Genomic DNA, 3,019 nt, shown 5'->3' with positions numbered 1-3,019 from the left:
GCCCGGTTCTATCCACAGGTTTCTCCCCGACTGTGCACATCCGCCCAGGCGCGTTGTCCACAGCGGTCCCCAGGATGGCGCACAGGGGGCAAGGGGTCGCTTTAGGTCCACGGGCTGAGGGCTTCTACCCTCTCGAAGGTGCCTCGTCGCGTGTCGGTGGCGCGCGGTAGACACAGGGTGTCGGCCCTGCGCGGTGGTCGTGCCGGGCCGGTCCGGATCGGTCCGCAGGGGCGCGAGCGGAGTGCAGGTGCAGCCCCGGCGTGGTTCACGCGGCGGGTCGTCAGGTTCGAGGGGGAGCAGTGAGCATCGAGGAGCTCGAAGGGCTCGCGACGCGGCGTCCGGACTACGACCGCACCCCTCCGCAGGACGTCCCCGCGGAGCAGAGCGTGCTCGGCGGGATGATGCTCTCGAAGGACGCCATCGCGGACGTCATCGAGCAGCTGCGTGGGACGGACTTCTACCGCCCGGCGCACGAGCTGGTCTACGACGCGATCCTCGACCTGTACGGCCGTGGTGAGCCGGCGGACGCCGTGACCGTCGCAGCCGAGCTGACCAAGCGCGGTGAGCTGCAGCGCATCGGCGGAGCCCCGTACCTGCACACCCTGATCTCGATGGTGCCGACGGCCGCCAACGCCGGCTACTACGCCCGGATCGTGCGCGAGCGGGCCGTGCTGCGCCGACTCGTCGAGGCCGGCACCCGGATCGTCCAGCTCGGCTATGCGACCGACGGCGGGGACGTCGACGAGATCGTCAACACCGCGCAGGCCGAGGTCTACGCCGTCACCGAGCAGCGCACCTCCGAGGACTACCTCCCGCTCTCGGAGATCCTCAACCCGACGATGGAGGAGATCGAGGCCAACGGCAGCCGTGGCGACGGGATGAGCGGGGTGCCCACCGGGTTCATCGAGCTCGACCGCCTCACCAACGGCCTGCACGGCGGCCAGATGATCGTCCTCGCCGCGCGCCCCGCGATCGGCAAGTCGACGCTCGGGATCGACATCGCCCGGTCCGCCTCGATCAAGCACGGCATGACCTCCGCCATCTTCTCCCTGGAGATGAGCCGCTCGGAGATCACCATGCGCATGCTCTCGGCGGAGGCCCGCGTGCCGCTGCAGAACATGCGCAAGGGCACCATGCGCGACGACGACTGGCAGAAGCTCGCCGGGACGATGGGCCGGCTCTCCCAGGCCCCCTTGTTCATCGACGACTCCCCGAACCTCTCGCTCATGGAGATCCGCGCGAAGTGCCGTCGGCTCAAGCAGCGGCACGACCTCAAGCTCGTCGTCATCGATTACCTGCAGCTGATGAGCTCGGGCAAGCGCGTGGAGTCCCGTCAGCAGGAGGTCAGCGAGTTCTCCCGTGCGCTGAAGCTCCTGGCCAAGGAGCTCGAGGTGCCGGTGATCGCGATCTCGCAGCTCAACCGTGGCGCCGAGCAGCGCACCGACAAGCGCCCGCAGATGAGCGACCTGCGTGAGTCGGGCTCGATCGAGCAGGACGCCGACATCGTCATCCTGCTGCACCGCGAGGACGCCTACGAGCGCGAGTCACCCCGGGCCGGTGAGGCCGACCTCATCGTCGCCAAGCACCGCAACGGACCGACGGACACGATCGTCGTCGCGTTCCAGGGCACCTACGCGCGTTTCGTGGACATGGCGCCGTCGGGGATGTAGTCGCTGCGGCCCCCGGAGCGGGTGGGGGGCCGTGAGGAAGGACGTAGGCTCGAGTGTCGTGGCCACTTTCTCCTCGGTGAAGCAGCAGCACGTCCTCCAGGCGATCGGCGAGTACGACAGCCGCGGGAGCGCAGAGTTCCTGGCGCTGTACGGCTTCGAGCCGACGCCGGGCTACCCGTTGGTGCACGAGGGGCGGGAGTACGACTCGATGGCGATCCTCGGCGTCGCCCACCGGTACGCGACCGGTCGGCTCGCCCCGCCCGCCGAGTTCCACGAGGGCCCTCAGGGCGCCGCCGCCTTGCTGCGCAAGCGCGGCTTCGAGGTCGTCGGGCCGACGGTGGCGCCCGCCCCGACCCGCGCGCGTGCCACCCGCGCCCCCCGCGCGACGGTCCCCCGCACCCCCGCGGTCCGGGCGGCAGCGGCACGGGAGTACGTCCCGGCGATCTGCCCGACCTGCTCGATGGCCCTCCCCGCGACGGGACGCTGCGACAACTGCGACTGATCCCTGCCGTCCGGGCCCCGCCGGGCACAGCCCGAGCACAGAACTGTGGGTTACCTGTCGATCTGAGGATTCTCCTGACACTGCAGGTCAGCGCGCCGATCGACAGGGTGTCCGACCGCAGGGCGCGGTCGGCTCTCCCCCACGAGAGGACCCGTCATGAGCATCTCCGGCGTCGCTTCGGCGAATGCCTTCGCCTCGGTGAACCCCTTCGCCTCGGTCACCCTTCAGGCAGGATCGGCCTCGTCCACCCAGCGCAGCGGCGCCACGCCGTCCGGCCAGGTCCCGCCCCCGCCCGGCAACGGCGGCGGCACCCCCCCGCACGTCAGCTCGGCCGCCGAGGCGCTGGGGCTGTCCGAGGACGAGGTCATGGAGGCCCTGAGCAACGGCTCGTCCCTCGCCGAGCTCGCGGAGGAGCAGGGCGTCTCCGAGGACGACCTCGTCGCGGCCATCGTCGCGGACATGCCGGACGACATGAAGGCGATGGGCAACGTCGAGGACATGGTCGGGCACCTCGTCGAGCAGAGCGGGCTGGGCCGCCCGATGGGACCTCCCCCGGCCGGCTCCACCGGGGTCTTCGGCGGCGAGATGACCACCGACCAGCAGAACACCCTCAGCGCGATCAGCGACCTCCTCGGCACGGACAGCTCCACGCTCCTCGGCGTGCTGCAGAACGGCTCCAGCCTGATGGACCTGCTCGCCGACGCAGGAGTCAGCGCCGAGGCACTCGCGGGGGCCGTGGAGAACGGGCTGCTCCTCGACATGACGGCGTGAGCCCGTCGGCGGTGCGGGCCGCCGGCGCGGCAGCCCGGCCCGCACCGTCGACGACCGCCATTTTCACGGGCCAAGG

The 3,019-nt window shown here is 70.9% G+C and carries 3 protein-coding genes; all 3 read left to right on the top strand.

Going from position 1 to position 3,019, the window contains the following annotated elements:
- Window positions 1-299 precede the first annotated feature (299 nt).
- The 3 genes from dnaB to ABWK99_RS15305 all read left to right on the top strand — a co-directional run bounded on the left by dnaB (window position 300) and on the right by ABWK99_RS15305 (window position 2,943).
- Window positions 300-1,670: a replicative DNA helicase gene (dnaB, locus tag ABWK99_RS15315; protein WP_372595553.1), complete on the top strand. Its 1,371-nt coding sequence runs from the start codon at window positions 300-302 to the stop codon at window positions 1,668-1,670.
- A gap of 58 nt (window positions 1,671-1,728) precedes the next feature.
- Complete coding sequence (locus ABWK99_RS15310) at window positions 1,729-2,172, top strand: hypothetical protein (protein ID WP_372595552.1); 444 nt, start codon at window positions 1,729-1,731, stop codon at window positions 2,170-2,172.
- A 156-nt stretch (window positions 2,173-2,328) separates the two neighbouring features.
- Window positions 2,329-2,943, top strand: a complete 615-nt coding sequence (locus ABWK99_RS15305) for a hypothetical protein (RefSeq protein WP_372595551.1) — start codon at window positions 2,329-2,331, stop codon at window positions 2,941-2,943.
- The last annotated feature ends 76 nt before the right edge of the window (window positions 2,944-3,019 follow it).

Origin of the sequence: Actinotalea sp. (genome assembly GCF_041597215.1) — a bacterium.
In the GTDB taxonomy this organism is placed as follows: domain Bacteria; phylum Actinomycetota; class Actinomycetes; order Actinomycetales; family Cellulomonadaceae; genus Actinotalea.
This window is presented reverse-complemented; position numbering and strand designations above follow the sequence as displayed.

What these genes read in the sequence shown, in the direction of transcription:
- ABWK99_RS15305 (WP_372595551.1), top strand. Translation starts at nt 2,329, where the DNA reads ATGAGCATCTCCGGCGTCGCTTCGGCGAATGCCTTCGCCTCGGTGAAC.